Consider the following 16363-nt stretch of genomic DNA (forward strand, 5'->3'; position numbering starts at 1 on the left):
GCGATGGTGTCCCGCGTCAATTACGTTACGGCGATGGAAGGTTGAGCCGGAAGGGCGCGATCTGAATCTGTGTACAGCACCGTGATTGTGGATAACGCGGTCACCCTTGAGGGTGCCGAGGGGATGAACGAGTGAGGGTGCCGAGGGGAGAACGAGCCGTACTCAGCCCAAGGCAGCCGCACCCACAGCGGCCTGTTCCTCCGCACGCAGCCGGGCGGTCGCGGCCTGAGCCGTGTCGCCGAGCCGATCGGCCAGCCGGGCGCGGGCTCGCCAGTTGTAGGGGCAGATGGGACGCATGTTGATGCGCTCGCTGAGCAAGGCGCGCGCCAGGTCGTGCCGGCCGGAGCGGATGGCCGCCTCCACGAGGGTCCGCTGGATGGCGTCGCGCTGCGCGTGGCTGCCGCCGAAGGAATTGAGGTGGTACCGGATCGGGGTGAGCAACTCGACCACGCGGGCGTACTGCCGCTGCCGATAGGCGATCAGGGCGCGGCACACCGGGAGGCCGATCTCGCGCGTCATCGCGTGGTTCGACACCGAGGGGCCGGTCCGGGCGAGCCATTGCTCGCGGTCCTTCACCAGCCGCTCGGCGTCGGAGAGCCGTCCGGCCCCCACGTACGCCATTACGGCATGGACATCGTTGAAGGCGTAGTAGGCGCCGTCCTCGCGCCCGGCCCAAGCCTGCGCGAGAGCCACCCAGCGGGTCTCGACGTCGATATCGGCCAGGAGTAGCCGCCACAACAGGGCGGAGGCGTCCAGGAGTTCCATGGCGATGGCCTGCGACGCCTCGTTGTGGAGGGTGTTGTCGTAGACGCCGAGGACACGCTCGACGCTTCCCGCCTCCAGCGCGTACAGGGCGTAGTGCCATGCGTTGTGCACGGAAAGATAGTTTCCGTCGGTCCAGTCCTCGGTCCGCGCGTCCAGATAGCGGATCCCCTCGCCGAACAGTCCTCGCATCTCGTACGTATGGACGACCGCGTGGATGCCCCACACATCCCGTGGGTGACGTTCGACCGCCCGCAGTCCGATCTCCTCGGCATGGCTGTAATGCCCGGCCTCTTCGAGCCCGAAGGCGTACATCCCCAGCAGCGGGCCGAAGTGCGGGTCGTCACCGTCCCATGCGGAAAGCGCGCCACCGATGCGGTCGCGCAGCCGCTGCGCGTCCCCGGTGAAGAAGTCGATCTGGTGCCCGACAGCCAGGGCGAGGGCGTCGCGTGGGAACTCGGTGCTGATCTCGCCGAGGATCTCCCCGGCCCGCAGCATGTCCCCGTCCAGCCACGACTCGGCAGCCGCGGCGTGCATCTTTTCGCGAGGCGAGAGCCCGGCTGGATCGACCGCGCTTCGGAAGGCTTTGAAGGAACGTCGGGCAGCGGCCGCTTCCTTCTCCTCGGTGCCGAGAAGCCCGAGATAGGCGCCGAAGGCATGCGCCATCGCGGAATCCGGAGAGGCCGCCACCATTGCCTGGGTCTCGTCGGCGACTTCGGATCGGAAGAACAACAGTGCGTCGAGCGCTCGCTCGTAGTGGCGTGCGGCTTCGTCACTGGTGCGACTCAGGACGTGGGCATGCCGGTCCATTTCCATGGCTGTCCCTTCTCCCATCGGATCTGTCCGGTCCACCCGGTTTCGGTTCGGTCTGTTCAGCCTGTCCAGTCTCGCGATTCTGCCCGCGGGACACGAGGACGACGCTCGGTTCATCGGAACGACATACGGCTGGGATGCGCTACGCCAGTCGTGGGTCCGCGGTCCCGTCACGGCTTCTGCGTACGCGTGTTCCAGCCGATCGCCGCGGCCGGCAAGGTGACCGCCGGTATCAGCAGCAGCGCCGTCCGGCTTCCCTCGTCAGCCGCGATGTGTGCGAATACCGCCGCGCCCACGGCACCGCCGGCCATGTCGAGGCTGCTCAGCCAGGACATCGTCTCGGTGATACGTCCCTCGGGGGCGAGATCGCCGCCAGTCGTGCGCAGCGCAGCAAAGGTGCATCCGATCACAAGACCGGCCAGCGGGCAGACCAGGAGCGCCGCAAGAGGTGACACCCCTGTGGCGAGCGTCAGCGCGCCGGTCCCTGCTGCGAAGACACAGAGGAGCACGGAGATCTTGGGGCCGTGGGACAGAAGATTCGGAAGGGCACCCAGAGCGAGGCTGCCCACAACGCTGCCGACGGACAGGACCCCCAGGTACAAGCCGGTGAACCCGGCAGCGTCGTACTCCCGTGCGTAGATCGGGAGCACCACATCCACCGCGGTCACCGCCATGACGAAGAGGGTGTCCGCGGCCAGCAGGCGCCGCAGGGGAGCGGATGTCAGGGGGCCGAGCCAATGCCCGGACCGAGCGGAACGTGACGGTGGGCCCGGAGAGTTGATCAGGAGGCCGACTGAAGCGGCCGTCAGCAGCGCCACGACTGCGAACGGCGCTATCGGTGAGACCGACAGACTCAGCCAACTGGCCATCAAAGGGCCGGTGATCAGTGCGCTACCCGTCATCGACGAGTCGAGAGCCATCGCCGTGGTCGGCAACCCGGTGTCCGTGGACCTGCTCGCGTAGCTGCTCGTGGAGCGGTGCCAGACCGAGCGCATCATGACGGCGACGGGAGGAGCGCTCGAGCCCACGGCCGCTGCGAGCGAGAGGACCGCGGCGGTGGACCCGCCGCCGCGTACCACCAGGACCAGCAAGGGAGTGGCTATCAGGTGGGCGGCCAGAAGACTCAGCAGGACCGGGCGTGGTGCATGCCGGTCGATGAGCCGGCCGCGCAGAGGAGCGGTGACACCTTGGCCGACCGCCAAGGCGCTCACCGCAAGGCCCGCGGTTCCGTACGAGTGCTCTTGGCCGACCAGGAGCAGCAGGCTCAGACCGACCATGCTGGGCGCCAGTTTCGACGTCATCCCGATCGCGGCAAGTCGCCAGAATCCGGGTACGTCCATCAGGTCCCGGTAGCCGGCGAGGAATCGCCGGGGCGCTGCATCGGTCGGGTCGGTGGGGTCGGCGCGGATCGAGCTTGCCCGGCCCACTACCGAGGCAGTCGGGCACGCAGGGCCCGGACGGTCCAGTCGAGCGCCGGCGCCAGACTCTCGGGCGCGGGCCACCCGTTGATGACCGCGAGCAGCGTCAAGTAGCGGTCCCTGCGGGGGTCGTCCATGGTCTCCAGGCGAGACACCAGGCGTCGGCGGAGGGCAGTGTCGTCAGGGAGGCCGTGGATGTGCGCGTAGTGCGTTGCGAGCGCCGTGACGATCGCTTCGGCCTCGGGCGAGGCCGGATCGGTGCCTGTCGTCAAGGCCGGGGTGACCTGCGCGCGAACCGCCTCGGCAAGGATGCGTGGCAGGCCGGTGCTGTCGTCCGGGGTGCGGTCGGCCGCCAGATCTCTGGCCATGCCCTGCATGGTGGAGCGGAACCCCCGATCCTGGAACAGCTCGGCCAGCTCCACCCACGCCTCGACCTGCTCGGCCTCGGGGTCGTCCGGCAGCTCGGGCGTGAGAGAGCGGGTGACCGCCGCGAAGGCGGGGTTGTCGTGCAGGCCATCGAAGACGGTGCCCAGGAAGTCGTCGATCAGACCTTGGCGTTCGTCCTCGGAGAGCTTGGCCAGCTTGTGCATGAGATCCAACTCCTCAGGGGTGGACCCGCGCCTGGCCACCGCTGTCAGGACCGCGCGCCGCAGGCGCAGCACACGGATCTGCACCTCCAACGCGTCCGCGTGCGCCGCGGCGACCTCGGGGAGCGAGACCTCCCGGTCCACGACCTTCCGGATGGTGGGAAGGTCAAGACCCAGGTCGCGCAGGGTGCGTACGAGGTCGAGGCGGGCGACGGCGTCGGTGCCGTACAGGCGGTAGCCGGCCGGGCTGCGGTCGGCGGGCGGCACGATCCCCGTGTCGGAGTAGAACCGGACGGTCTTGACCGTCAGGCCGGTCCGCCGCGCCAGATCACCGATCGAGTAGAGCGTGTCGCCGTTCATGCCCCCACCTTCACGTCTCCCCCTACTGGAGACTCAAGCTGAGTGCTGAGCCATCCACGGGGAGGAGTCCAGTACTTACTGCGCACGCGCGGACTCCAGGGCGTCGAGGGCATCGAGCGGATGCCGAATCGCGGGGGAGAGCCGCCCAAACCGCCCGAGCCGAGCCGCTCGCGGAGTCCGCCGCGATCGCCTTACGTAGCGCGCCCCGAGCGGACGTCGGCCCTACGCCGCCGCCCCCGCCGCTCCCGCCGGATCATCAAGAACCGCCCGTACGACCGAGTGTGCCGCCCCCAGCAACGGGCCGTCGGAGCCCAGCCCGGAGACGGCGACAGCGCACGCCGTGCCCGCCGTGCGGCGCCTCAGCTCGCCCTCCAATGACGGCAGCAACCACGGCGCGAGCCGCGACAGGGCTCCGCCGAGCACCACCGAGCGCGGATCCAGCAGATTCACCGCACCGGTGAGCGCGATTCCCAGTGCGGCCCCCGCACCGTGCAACGCCCTTCGTACGTCCTCATCGCCCAGCGCGGCGCGCTCCGCGAGCAGGCCGACGCGGTCCGCACCCGGATCAAGGCCCGCCGCGCGCAACACCGCCTCCTCGCCCGCGTACTGCTCCAGGCAGCCACGACCGCCGCACGGGCACGCCGGGCCGTCCGGCCACACCGGTACATGCCCCAACTCGCCCGCGAAGCCGCGTGTCCCGCGCAGCAGCCGCCCGTCGACGACCAGCGCGGCGCCGATGCCGATCTCCGCCGACACGTGGAGGAAGTCCTGGGGCACCTCGTCGCCGAGCCACAGCTCGGCCAGCGCGCCGAAGTTGGCTTCGTTGTCCACCGTCACCGGCAGCCTGCCCGGCACCAGGGCGCCGAGGTCGACGTCGTGCCAATCGAGATTGGGAGCGCGCACCACCACCCCTGTGCCGCGGGCGACGAGACCCGGCACGGCGAGGGCCAGCCCCGCCGGACGCAGCCCTGCCAGGCGGGCTTCGTCGCTCACCTGCCGCACCAGGGCGATGAGTTCCTTGAGGACGGGTTGGGGTGCGCGCCCCCGGTTGTCTCCCTGTCGCACGGCACGCGCGCGTACCTCTCCGCGCAGGTCGACGACACACACCGCGAGATGGTCGACGCCCACCTCGGCGCCGATGCCGGCCGGTCCGCTTCCGCTTACCGCCAGCGCGGAGCCGGGGCGCCCCACCTTGCCGGGACGCTCGGGGCCCAGCTCCTCCAGGAGCCCGGTGCGGATCAACTCGTCCACCAGGGTGGAGACGGCGGCCCGCGTCAGACCGATCCGGGTGGCCACGGCGGCACGGGACAGCGGCCCGTGCGCCGCGACGGCGTGCATGACGCGTGAGAGGTTGCGGCGGCGCATCCCCTGCTGGGTGTCGGGCAGCGGGGCTCCGGACGTGCCCCGGCGCGCATCGTGCGGTGGTGCGGTCATGCCCCCGTCAGTCCCTGTCTTCCGTCCTCATGGCCGGCTGTCCTCGTGGCCCCTGGCGCCGAGCAGCGGCGCCGCGTCGGAGACTACCCCGGCGATCCGTGCGAGCGCCGACTCGTCCCGCTCCACAGGGGGCAGTACGGGCCCCTCGGCCGTACCCCAGCGGCGCGCGACAGCCGCCGGATCCTCGCCCGTGAGGAGACCCGCGGCCTGGGCGGCGGCACCGAGGGCGACCAGTTCCCTGGCCTCGGGCACCTGAACGGCCCGTCCGGACAGGCGCCGCACGGTGTCCTGCCAGGCCGTGCCCCGTGCTCCGCCGCCGATGAGCAGGAGCGGAGTCGAGCGGTCCGCGTCCTCGTCAAGGACCAGATCGAGTGCGCCCAGGAGCGAGTGCACAGCCCCGTCGTACGCCGCCTGCAGCAGCTGTCCCGGAGTCGTGTCGTGCCGGAGCCCGTGCAACAGCCCCGAGGCGTGCGGCAGGTCAGGGGTGCGCTCGCCGTCCAGGTAGGGCAGCAGGGTGACGGCGCCGCCCGCCTCCACCGCCTCTCGGTCGAGACTCAGCAGCGCGGCCACCCGGTCGACAGCCAGGGTGCAGTTGAGGGTGCAGGCCAGCGGCAGCCAGTCCCCGCGCGCGTCGGCGAAGCCGGCCACCGTGCCCGTCGGATCCGCCTGGCGCCGCGTGGAGACCGCGTACACCGTGCCCGACGTTCCCAGGCTCAGGACCGGGGTGCCGGGGCGCAGGCCGAGTCCGAGAGCCGCCGCCGCGTTGTCACCGGTTCCGGGGGCGACCAGCGTGCCCTTGGAGAAGGGAAGTTCGCCGCTCCCGCGCACGGTGCCGACGACCTCACCGGGGCGGACCACGCGTGGCAGCAACTCGGGGTCCAGGCCCACGAGGCCCAGGATTTCTTCGTCGTACGCTTCTGTCGCCGACGCCCACCACCCCGTACCGGAGGCATCGCCCCGGTCGGTCGTGCCGCATCCCGTGAGGCGTTCGGTGAGGTAGTCGTGGGGGAGTCGGACGGCTGCGGTGGCGCGGACCGCCTCGGGCTCGTGCTCGCTGAGCCACGCCCACTTCGTCACCGTGAAGGACGGCCCCGGCACGCTGCCGACCCGCTCGGCCCACGCCTTCGGGCCACCCAGGCGGTCAATCAGGGAGCGGGCCTGCGCCGCCGAGCGCACGTCGTTCCAGAGCAGGGCGGGCCGTACCGGCCTGGATTGCGCGTCCAGCGTGACGAGGCCGTGCTGCTGGCCGCCGACCGACACCGCGGCGGCCTCGCGCGCCGGCTCGCCGCACTGGTCGAGGGCCGCGCACAGGGCGTTCCACCACTCCTCGGGGTCACTCTCGCGGGCGGTCCCCGAGCTGACGCTGTGCGGGGCCTGACCGCTCGCCACCACCCTGCCCGTGGCGGCGTCGACGACCAGGACCTTGGTGGACTGCGTGGAGCTGTCCACGCCGACGACGAGGGGCCCGTCGGCTGCTGGCGCTGATGACATCGGGGGTCTCCGTTCCCGCGGTTCCTTCCGGGCGCGCCCGGACTTCTTCTCGTCCGACCTTCCCAGGGATGCCTCCGGATACTAATTTGTTAAGCGCCATGACGAAATAGTCGTGGCAGCCGCACATGAGCGGGCACACAGCCGTGCCCGGCTCGGCCGCACAGCCGTGCACCAGTCATCCAGGGAGCCGCACATGACGTACCAGCCCACTCCTGAGGACAAGTTCACCTTCGGCCTGTGGACCGTCGGCTGGCAGGGAAGGGACCCCTTCGGCGACGCGACCAGGGTGGCCATCGACCCGGCCGACTCCGTGCGGCACCTTGCCGAACTGGGTGCCTACGGAGTGACCTTCCACGACGACGATCTGATCCCCTTCGGGGCAACGGACACCGAGCGCGAGTCGCACATCAAGCGCTTCCGGCAGGCGCTCGACGCGACGGGCCTCGTCGTGCCGATGGCGACCACGAACCTCTTCACGCACCCCGTCTTCAAGGACGGCGGGTTCACCGCCAACGACCGGGACGTGCGCCGCTACGCGCTGCGCAAGACCATCCGCAACATCGACCTCGCGGTGGAACTGGGAGCACACACCTACGTCGCGTGGGGCGGCAGGGAAGGCGCGGAGTCCGGTGCGGCGAAGGACGTACGCGTCGCTCTCGACCGCATGAAGGAGGCCTTTGACCTGCTCGGCGAGTACGTGACGGAGCAGGGTTACGACCTGCGTTTCGCGATCGAGCCCAAGCCGAACGAGCCGCGCGGCGACATCCTCCTGCCCACCGTCGGGCACGCCCTCGCCTTCATCGAGCGCCTGGAGCGTTCCGAACTGTTCGGCGTCAACCCCGAAGTGGGCCATGAGCAGATGGCCGGCCTCAACTTCCCGCACTCCATCGCCCAGGCCCTGTGGGCGGGCAAGCTCTTCCACATCGACCTCAACGGCCAGACCGGCATCAAGTACGACCAGGACCTGCGCTTCGGGGCGGGCGATCTGCGCAGTGCCTTCTGGCTGGTCGACCTCCTGGAGAGGGGTGGCTACGAAGGGCCGCGGCACTTCGACTTCAAGCCGCCGCGCACGGAGGACTACGCGGGCGTGTGGGCGTCGGCCGCCGGCTGCATGCGCAACTACCTGATCCTTCGGGAGCGTTCAGCCGCGTTCCGTGCCGACCCGGAGGTCCAGGAGGCGCTGCGGGCATCCCGCCTGGACGAGCTCTCCCTGCCGACCGCCGACGACGGCCTCGCCGGACTGCTCGCCGACCGCGGCGCCTTCGAGGACTTCGACGTGACGACGGCCGCGGACCGTGGCATGGCCTTCGAACACCTCGACCAGTTGGCCATGGATCACCTCCTGGGGGCGCGGGGCTGACCGGAGGCTCCACTCTGGAGAGCCCCACTCTGGAGAGCCCCACTCCGGAGGCATCAACTTGTGCGCAGGGGTCGCATCTTTACCCATACGAGGCGACTCTTGACGGTATGGCCATGCCGCCCGTACCACCACCGCCTGCCCCTCCGCCGGGTGACGCGCCCCCTCCGGGCGATGGCGGCTTCGGACCGCCCGGGGGAGGGTATGGCCCTCCTCCGGGTGACGGGTTCGGACCACCTCCGGGCGGCGGAGGGTGGCCTCCCGCGGGAGGCGGTGGCGTGCCCCCTGGTGGAGGCGGGTTCCCGCCTGCTCCGCCGCCGGGCGGGCCGTCCGGGCGACGGGGCGGGCTGTTCGTCCTGCTCGCGGTGATCGTCGCGATAGGAGTCGTCGTGGCGGTGGTCCTGGTGGCCACCAGCGGTGACGGCTCAGGTGACAAGAAGGGCCCCTCCGAGAGCAGTGAGACCTCGGAGGGCAAGCCCACCCCGTCACTGAGTATCCCGTCGCAGATCCCCTCCGAGGTGCCTACGGAGGTCCCCTCGAACCTGCCCAGCGGCTTGCCGTCGGACTTCCCCAGCGATCTGCCGAGCGACCTGGACTCCGTGGTTCCGTCAGCCGCGGATCATGAAGTGCCGTACTACTTCCTGAAGGTGGGCGACATCGAAACGGCGCCCTGACACGTGTGTCGGACGCGCGGAGTCGGCGGGATCAGATGCCCTTCGGCAGCCGCACGTACGTCACCGTGGTCTCCACGTCGCTGTCCACGAGTCGGCCCTCCTTGTCGAACGCCTCCGCCCCATCCGTCATCCCGAAGTCGTTGTCGTTGATCAGGGCGAGGGTGTGACTGTTCACCCGGGCCACGCCTTCGATCTTGTCGGGTACACCGTCGATGCGCTCCAGGTCGACCAGGAGACGCTTCTTCAGGACGGGCACGCCGGAGGCCGCCGGATCGTCGAGCTGCTCCAAGGAGGGCTTCGTGGCGGCGTCGTCCCACCGCTCGCCGAGGATGTCGGAGCGGCGGTCCAGCTTCACCGTGTGCAGCCGCGCGGCCTTGTCGGTGCGCTCCTCGACCAAGAGCCGGTCACGGCCGACGGCCACCACGGAGGAGATCTTCAGCTCGGACGTGTCGTCCTCGCCCGGGTCGACGACACCCACTGTGTCGAAGCGGTACGCGTACTCGGCGGTGACCGCCTGCTTCTTCGGCGAGAAACGCAGCAGCCGCGTCGTCCGCGATGCGTCACCCGCGTCCTCGTCCGGCACGGACAAGGGGCTCTGGACCGCCATCACCAGGTCCCCGCCCGGGAGTTGGGCAAGCCCTTCGAAGCCGCGATTGCCCTTGCGGTGCAGCAGGACGCCCGGAAGCGCCTCGACGACGGGGTAGTCGGCACCCGAGAGCTTCAGGCCCTCGGGGACATAGCGCTTGAGCACCTTCCCGCGCGCGGAGACATGGACGAGCGAGGGCCCGTACTCGTCGACCAGCCAGAAGCTGCCGTCGTGCGCCCGCACGATGCCCTCGGTGTCCAGGCCGTTCGGGTCGTAGGTCAGCGCCGTCTTCGCGTCGTAGGTGTACGGCGCCTCATCGCGCCCCTCCTGGTTGGGGAGCCCGGTGACGGGCTTCCCGGAGGACGTCGTCAGTGGGAGAGCGTCGATGACCTTCACGACGTCACCGGAGACGCGGATCTTCACGATCGCCGGGTCGAAACCAGGGACGGGGAAAGTGCGTCGCTTCTTGCCGTCCACCTTGATCTGGCCGTTGGGCCCGCGGTCGGTGACCGTCCAGAACTCGCCCTTGCGGCCCGCCGGATAGATGTCACTGCCGATGCCGCCGAGATCCACACCGCGGTCATCGCTCACCGTGCCGGGCAGCAGGGAGTTGCTGAACGTCCCCAGAGGGACGTCGCCGAGCGTCGCCGTCGAGGTGATCCGAGGCGTCTTCTCCTTGCCGCCGGTCTGGGCGCCCGTGGCCGTACCGGTCACCGCGATCGCGGCGAGCACGGCGAACGGCACACCCGCGGCGACGGAACGGCGGACGCGACGCGTACGGGCGGCGTGCGGGGACATGGGTGCCTCCAGGGGCGCAAGTGTTCGGTGACGGCGATCAGACTTCGCCGTCACCGCGAACGCTGGGAGGCAGCAAGATGAACGTGAGGGGGCGTGCTGACGGCGCCTCCCGCGAGGGGCAGGAAGGCGCCGCCGTCACCCAAGGGCCGGTCAGCGGCAGTTGGGCACCTGGCCCTCGTCGTCCCCCTTCGCTCGGATCGCGCTGACGTACTCCATCACTGGGGCCCTGCGGGACGGGGGAGCCGAGTCGCGGTCGGACCCCCTGAACCACAGTGATCCACACTTCCGGATGTCATGCCCGCGCTCAATCACTGGGCAGGAGGAGCGCACGCCCCGGTGTTCCCGGCGTATGCGCGAGCGGCTTGGATCCGCCGGTGGCCGCCGCGCGCGATCCGGCCAGGTGGAGGGTCCTGGTGGCGTGAGCACGCAGGGGTGAACGCCTCTGGGGTGCTGGGGTGCTGGGGTGCTGGGGTGCCGGGGTGAGCGGGCTGCGGTCCGGTGCGGGCTTGCGCGAAGCTCGCACCGGACCTGCCTGACCTACTCCCCGCCGGTCACCACGGCCAGTGCCGTCGCGGGGTCATGGGTCGCGGGGCCCGCCGGGGTCCAGCGGCCGCGCTCCTTGCGGTAGGGCCACCAGCGGCCGTCGGAGCCGTGCCGCAGCTGGGCGTCGCTCCCGACCACGGTCCAGCGATTGCGGGCGGCGCGCAGCGGTGGACGCTCCCCGTCGTCCCAGGCCGCGTCCAGCGCCGCACGCGCGCGTGCCAGTGCGTCCGCCTCGGGGGCCCACTCCTCCTCCAGGACGGACAGCGCGGCCGGGCCTCCGTACTCCCAGGCCCGTACGGCCAGCGCGAGGCCGTCCTTGCCGCGGCCCTCGGCGGTCGCGAGGCGCACGGCCACCGATGCGGGAGCAGTGGCGGCGAGGCGTACGGCATCCTCGTCCAGCGTCAATTCCGGCTCGACCGGCTGCCGTTCGTGTCCTGGCGCAAGCGCCTCGGCCAGCATCCGGTGCGCCTCCACGGCCGCCTGAGCCGCCAGGAACTCGACTGCCGCCACATCGAGACCGGGTGCGGGCTCCGCCTCCGTGTCGAGGGAAGGCGGCAGGCCCGGCTCAGGCGGCAGCGGGGGCAGTTCGGGCAGCGGAGGCAGGATGGCCCCCTCCGCGTACGCCTCGTCGGCGTCCACGCCCTCCTGGGCCCCTTCCTGCTCCTCCTCGGGTGTCTCCTCGGCCTCCGCCCGTGCCACGCTTCGCACTTGCAGCTCGTCCAGCAGCTCGCGCTCCGCACGGCCACGCATCAGGAACAGCACGAACGGATCCTGGTCGAGCAGCCGGGCCACCTGATAGCAGAGCGCGGCGGTGTGCCCGCAGTGGTCCCAGGCATCGCAGTCGCACTCCGGCTCCAGGTCGCCGATGCCCGGCAGGAGTTCGACACCCGCTGCCGCCGCGTCCTCCACCAGATGCGGCGGCATCTCACGGTCGAGCAGCGCCGCGATGTGCCCGGCCCGCTCGACGGCCATGCCCAGGAAGCGGTCCCACTCGTCCTCGCTGAGCCGCTGCAGCAGCACGTCGGAGCGGCGCGGGGTGCCGTCGCGGTCCTGGACGACCGCGGTGATCCGGCCGGGGCGCACCGAGACCGCGCCCACGGCTCCCGCGCGCGCGAGCCGGCGTCCGGCCTTCAACTGCGCGAGGTCCAGCGCCGTGTCCTCAAGGGCCTTCAGCCAGGCCTGGCCCCACCAGCTCTGCGCGAACCCCCGGCCGTGCGTGGCCGGCAGCGCGGCGAAGGTGCGCTCATGGTCGTGGGCGCCCTGCCCCTGACCGTTCCCATGGGTCTCGCCGTTCGGCTCGTCGTACATGTCGTTCATCGAGTCCCCCCTCGCAGTTCCACCAGATCCGACAGCTCGGCGTCGGTGAGTTCCGTCAGCGCCGCCTCGCCGGAACCGAGCACCGAGTCGGCCAGCTCGCGCTTGCGCAGCAGCATGTCGGCGATGCGGTCCTCGATCGTCCCCTCCGCGATCAGCCGGTGCACCTGCACCGGCTGCGTCTGCCCGATGCGGTACGCCCGGTCGGTGGCCTGCGCCTCGACGGCGGGGTTCCACCAGCGGTCGTAGTGCACGACATGCTCGGCCCGCGTCAGGTTCAGACCGGTGCCCGCTGCCTTCAACGACAGCAAGAAGACGGGGACTTCGCCGTCCTGGAAGCGCTCCACCATCGCCTCGCGCGCCGCGATGGGCGTGCCGCCGTGCAGGAACTGGGATGGGGTGCCGCGGGCCGCCAGGTGCTGTTCGATGAGGCGCGCCATCTGGACGTACTGCGTGAAGATGAGCACGCTCGCGTCTTCGGAGAGGATCGTGTCGAGCAGCTCGTCGAGGAGTTCCAGCTTCCCGGAGCGGCCCTCGATCCGCGGCTTGTCCTCCTTGAGGTACTGCGCGGGGTGGTTGCAGATCTGCTTGAGACCGGTGAGCAGCTTGACGATCAGGCCGCGTCGGGCGAACCCGTCGGCGCCGGAGATCTCGGCGAGCGTCTCGCGCACCACGGCTTCGTAGAGGCCCGTCTGCTCCGTGGTGAGGGACACGGCACGGTCGGTCTCCGTCTTGGGCGGCAGTTCGGGGGCGATGCCCGGATCGGACTTGCGCCTGCGCAGCAGGAAGGGGCGTACGAGCTGGCCGAGCCGTTCGGCGGCCGCAGGGTCCTTTCCGCTTTCGACGGCCTGGGCGTAACGGGTGCGGAAGGTGCCGAGCTTGCCCAGCAGCCCCGGTGTCGTCCAGTCGAGGATGGCCCACAGCTCGGAGAGGTTGTTCTCCACAGGGGTGCCGGTGAGCGCCACGCGCGCGCGTGCGCCGATGGTGCGCAGCTGTTTGGCGGTGGCCGAGTACGGGTTCTTGACGTGCTGGGCCTCGTCGGCGACGACCATGCCCCACGGGCTGTGCGCGAGGCTGTCCGCGTCGAGCCGCATCGTGCCGTACGTGGTGAGCACGAACTCCCCGTCGGCGAGGCCTTCCAGGCTGCGCTGAGCGCCGTGGAAGCGGCGTACGGGGGTGCCGGGGGCGAACTTCTCGATCTCCCGCTGCCAGTTGCCCATGAGGGACGTCGGGCAGACGACAAGGGTGGGACCCGCGGAGTCGCTGTTGGTCTGCCGGTGCAGATGCAGGGAGATGAGCGTGATCGTCTTGCCGAGGCCCATGTCGTCGGCGAGGCAGCCGCCCAGGCCCAAGGAGGTCATCCGGGCCAGCCAGTTCAGGCCGCGCAGCTGGTAGTCGCGCAGGTTGGCGGCGAGCGCTTCGGGCTGGCCGACGGGCTCCATGCCCTCGGGGTCCGCGAGGCGTTCGCGCAGAGTGGCGAGCCAGCCCCTCGGCTGGACGTCCACGCGCTTCCCGCCCACTTCGGTGGTGCCCGTAAGGACGGCGCTCAGGGCGTCGATCGGCGTGACCTTGTGGTCCTGGTGTGCGCGGGCGCGCCGAGCCTCTTCGGGGTCGATGAGCACCCACTGGTCGCGCAGCCGGACCACCGGGCGGTTAGCCTCGGCGAGATGGTCGAGCTCGGCGCGGGACAGTTGCTGATCGCCCAGCGCGAACCGCCAGTTGAAGGCGAGCAACGCGTCGGCGGAGAGGTATGAAGGAGTGTCCGAGGACGGCTTGTCCGGGGCCTTCGCGTCGTCGTCGGGCGGGCCGATGACCGCGCGGGCGGTCAGATTGCGCGCAAGTTCCTTGGGCCAGTGCACCTCGACACCCGCGGTGGCGAGCATGCGGGACCCCTCGCCCAGGAGCGAGGTGACTTCTTCGTCGGCGAGCTCGATCGCATCGGGAACGGTGGCCGAGAGCAGTGGGGCGAGCGGCGGCCACGCGCGCGTGGCGCGCCGCAGTGCGAGCAGGGCGTCCATCCGCGACCGCGCCCCGAAGGCCTGCCCCGAGGCGCCGGAACCGGCCCACACCTCGGCCGCGTCCGCGACGAGCGAGGGGTCACTGACGCTGTGCATCTGCAGGACGGCGCGGAACGGCAGCCGGGTCTCGTCGGGGGTGTCCGACACCAGGCCGGGCACCTCGACGCGCAGCGAGATCCGAACGCCGGCGTCGTGTCCGGCGGCGACATCGGTGGCCCAGGGGCGCTGCTCGGGGATGTGCTGAGGCTGCGGAGCGGCGAAGGCCGGAGCGCCGGCGGCCAGCGTCGCGGCGGGGGAGCGCGGCAGCGTATCGGCCACCGCATCGAGGAACTGGCGCAGCAGCCGCTCGGGTTCGGGCAGCCGCAGAGGCTCGGAGCCGCCCTCGAGCGGAAGGGCGTGCGCGGCGGGGGGCATCGCGGCGGCGAGGTCGCGCAGGCGTCGCAGATCGTCGGCGCCCAGAGGCCCCGAGCGCCATGCGTCGTGATCACTCGGCGTCAGTCCGGGCAACAGGAGTCCGCGGGCGGCGAGTTGCAGTGCGAGCAGGCCTGCCGTGCCCCAGAAAGCGGCCGTCGGGTGAACCCCTGCCGACGCACGCGCGCGTGTCAGGACCGGCAGGGCCGCGCGCATCGGGAGCACGACTGCGGAAACGTCGCTGAGCTGGACTCCGTCGTCGCCGGGTACCGCGACGGTCAGCTCCTCGACGGTGCCCGCGGAGCAGGAGGGCGGCGCCTCCCCGTCGGGTCGCCAGAAGGCGACCCGGCCGGTGCGTGCCGGGTCGGCGGATACGAACAGTGCGGAGCAGCGGGACAGTTCAGAGATCTCGGAAGGTGACGCGGCAGGGGGCCTGGGCACGGCGATAGCGCATTCCTCAAACTTGACTACTGGGCCTGGAGCGGCCGAGAGTACAGCACGTCGCACCCAAGACGTTAGTGATCACGCAGTGATCCACGTCACGCATCACCGGGGGTGTACCTAACCCCCCTTCCCGGCGGTGCTGGCCCCCTCCCAAGACGGGTGAAGGCGCCATGGTTGCCGCAGGTCACGGGCTCCTACGTTGTGCCACGTCAGCCCGATCCAGTCAGAGACCGGAGACCTCACCATGTCCCAGGCCGCCGCCGCAGTCGCGGAGCGTTCCTCAGGCACCATCACAAGGCAGCCCGCCGGGAGCGATTTCGCGCCTCTCCTGCGCACCGTCAAGGAGCAGGGGCTCCTGGGCCGCCGAGCCGGCTGGTACGCCCGCACCATCGTGATCAACACCGTGGCGCTGGGCGCAGTGGCGACGGGCATGTTCCTCATCGGCGGCTCCTGGTGGGTGCTGCTCCTCGCGCCCGTCCTGGCCGCCCTGTGCGCCCGTACGGCGTTCATAGGCCATGACGCGGGTCATTCCCAGATCACCGGCGACCGCGGCGTGAGCCGCGCCATCGGGCTCATTCACGGCAATCTCCTCCTCGGTATGAGTTCGGCCTGGTGGAACGACAAGCACAACCGCCACCACGCCAACCCCAATCACCTCGACAAGGACCCCGACGTCGCCGCGGACGTCCTCGTCTGGACCAGCAAGCAGGCCAGGGTCCGCGTGGGCTTCCGGGGCTGGCTCACCCGCAACCAGGCCTGGCTGTTCTTCCCGCTGACGCTGCTCCAGGGCATCGCCATGAAGATCTACGGCTTCCAGGACCTGCGCCGCCAGGCGCCGCGCGAACGCGTGCTTGAGGGCCTCCTGCTGGTGGCGCACCTCGTCGGGTACGTGACACTCCTGCTCGTCACCATGCCGGTGGGCCACGCCCTCGCCTTCGCCGCCATCCACCAGGCGCTCTTCGGCCTGCACCTCGGACTGGCCTTCGCGCCCAACCACAAGGGCATGGAGATGCCCGACCCCGACGGTGAGCGATGGGGCCACCTCAGCCGCCAGGTCCTCACCTCGCGCAACATCCGCGGCAGCGTGCTGACCGACTGGTTCCTGGGCGGACTCAATTACCAGATCGAGCACCACCTGTTCCCGAGCATGCCCCGCCCCAGCCTGCGGCGCGCCCAGCCCCTGGTCCGCGCTCACTGCGCCGCGCTTGGCATGCCGTACACGGAGGCCGGATTCATCGACTCCTACCGGCAGGTACTGCGCCACATGTACGAGGTCGGCGAGCCGCTGAGGGCCGAGTAGCCGCGCCCGGACACGCGGCGGGGCTCAGGGTTATGTCAGGGTCGCTCCTCAGG

At 70.8% G+C, this 16363-nt stretch carries 11 protein-coding genes; 3 read left to right on the plus strand and 8 right to left on the minus strand.

Going from position 1 to position 16363, the window contains the following annotated elements; genetic code table 11:
- Positions 1 to 162: 162 nt before the first annotated feature.
- The 5 genes from ACWGI2_RS33215 to xylB all read right to left on the minus strand — a co-directional run bounded on the left by ACWGI2_RS33215 (position 163) and on the right by xylB (position 6865).
- Positions 163 to 1578 carry a tetratricopeptide repeat protein gene (locus ACWGI2_RS33215; RefSeq protein WP_453699486.1) on the minus strand — a complete coding sequence of 472 codons (1416 nt, stop codon included), beginning with the start codon at positions 1576 to 1578 and terminating at the stop codon, positions 163 to 165.
- Between the two features lie 167 nt (positions 1579 to 1745).
- The gene (locus ACWGI2_RS33220) at positions 1746 to 2915 is read right to left on the minus strand and encodes an MFS transporter (protein WP_453699487.1); all 1170 of its coding nucleotides are present in this window, start codon (positions 2913 to 2915) and stop codon (positions 1746 to 1748) included.
- An 86-nt stretch (positions 2916 to 3001) separates the two neighbouring features.
- Positions 3002 to 3940, minus strand: coding sequence for a MerR family transcriptional regulator (locus ACWGI2_RS33225; protein WP_453699488.1), 939 nt, complete (start codon positions 3938 to 3940; stop codon positions 3002 to 3004).
- A 222-nt stretch (positions 3941 to 4162) separates the two neighbouring features.
- Positions 4163 to 5374 (minus strand): ROK family protein, encoded by a 1212-nt coding sequence (locus tag ACWGI2_RS33230; RefSeq protein ID WP_453699489.1) that lies wholly within the window; start codon positions 5372 to 5374, stop codon positions 4163 to 4165.
- Positions 5375 to 5401: 27 nt separating this feature from the next.
- Positions 5402 to 6865, minus strand: a complete 1464-nt coding sequence (gene xylB, locus ACWGI2_RS33235; protein ID WP_453699490.1) for a xylulokinase — start codon at positions 6863 to 6865, stop codon at positions 5402 to 5404.
- Positions 6866 to 7058: 193 nt separating this feature from the next.
- Here xylB and xylA point away from each other — a divergent pair, with 193 nt between their 5' ends.
- Both xylA and ACWGI2_RS33245 read left to right on the plus strand, forming a co-directional pair.
- Positions 7059 to 8225, plus strand: coding sequence for a xylose isomerase (gene xylA / locus ACWGI2_RS33240; protein ID WP_453699492.1), 1167 nt, complete (start codon positions 7059 to 7061; stop codon positions 8223 to 8225).
- A gap of 275 nt (positions 8226 to 8500) precedes the next feature.
- Positions 8501 to 8896, plus strand: a complete 396-nt coding sequence (locus ACWGI2_RS33245) for a hypothetical protein (RefSeq protein WP_453699493.1) — start codon at positions 8501 to 8503, stop codon at positions 8894 to 8896.
- 31 nt (positions 8897 to 8927) lie between these two features.
- Here the strand turns inward: ACWGI2_RS33245 and ACWGI2_RS33250 are convergent, their stop codons facing one another.
- The 3 genes from ACWGI2_RS33250 to ACWGI2_RS33260 all read right to left on the minus strand — a co-directional run bounded on the left by ACWGI2_RS33250 (position 8928) and on the right by ACWGI2_RS33260 (position 15007).
- On the minus strand, positions 8928 to 10280 hold the full coding sequence (locus ACWGI2_RS33250) for an esterase-like activity of phytase family protein (protein ID WP_453699495.1): 1353 nt from the start codon (positions 10278 to 10280) through the stop codon (positions 8928 to 8930).
- A 537-nt stretch (positions 10281 to 10817) separates the two neighbouring features.
- Positions 10818 to 12131 (minus strand): SWIM zinc finger family protein, encoded by a 1314-nt coding sequence (locus ACWGI2_RS33255; RefSeq protein ID WP_453398619.1) that lies wholly within the window; start codon positions 12129 to 12131, stop codon positions 10818 to 10820.
- A 5-nt stretch (positions 12132 to 12136) separates the two neighbouring features.
- Positions 12137 to 15007: a DEAD/DEAH box helicase gene (locus ACWGI2_RS33260; protein WP_453699497.1), complete on the minus strand. Its 2871-nt coding sequence runs from the start codon at positions 15005 to 15007 to the stop codon at positions 12137 to 12139.
- 247 nt (positions 15008 to 15254) lie between these two features.
- Between ACWGI2_RS33260 and ACWGI2_RS33265 the strand changes: the two genes are divergently transcribed.
- Positions 15255 to 16310, plus strand: coding sequence for a fatty acid desaturase family protein (locus ACWGI2_RS33265; RefSeq protein ID WP_453398573.1), 1056 nt, complete (start codon positions 15255 to 15257; stop codon positions 16308 to 16310).
- Positions 16311 to 16363: the final 53 nt, after the last annotated feature.

The organism is Streptomyces sp. NPDC054866, assembly GCF_053610745.1.